Here is a 335-nt window from a genome sequence, read left to right on the forward strand (position 1 = left end):
CTCGGGAGGATACGACTTGTCAGCAGAGGCGCTCATAGAATTTCAGGATGTCACGAAGTCGTATGGTGCGTTGACGGTTCTTGGGGATCTTAACTTCAGTGTCGGGTCTGGGGAGAAGATCTCTCTGATTGGTCCGAGCGGCAGCGGCAAGACGACGATCCTGCGCATATTGATGACGCTGGAGACGCTGACTTCGGGTCATATCCTCGTTGACGGCGAGCAGCTGTGGCATGAGCGGCGGGGCGATGTGTTCGTTCCCGCGAGCGAGGCGCATCTTCATGCGGTGCGCGAGAAGATCGGCATGGTGTTCCAGCACTTCAACCTGTTTCCGCATC

General features: G+C 57.3%; 1 protein-coding gene. It reads left to right on the forward strand.

Going from position 1 to position 335, the window contains the following annotated elements; translation table 11 throughout:
* Positions 1–16: 16 nt before the first annotated feature.
* Positions 17–335 (forward strand): ATP-binding cassette domain-containing protein (locus ABLQ08_RS32495; protein ID WP_352950923.1); only part of this gene is annotated, 319 nt, incomplete at its 3' end.

The organism is Roseibium sp. SCP14 (genome assembly GCF_040329475.1).
Lineage (GTDB): Bacteria > Pseudomonadota > Alphaproteobacteria > Rhizobiales > Stappiaceae > Roseibium.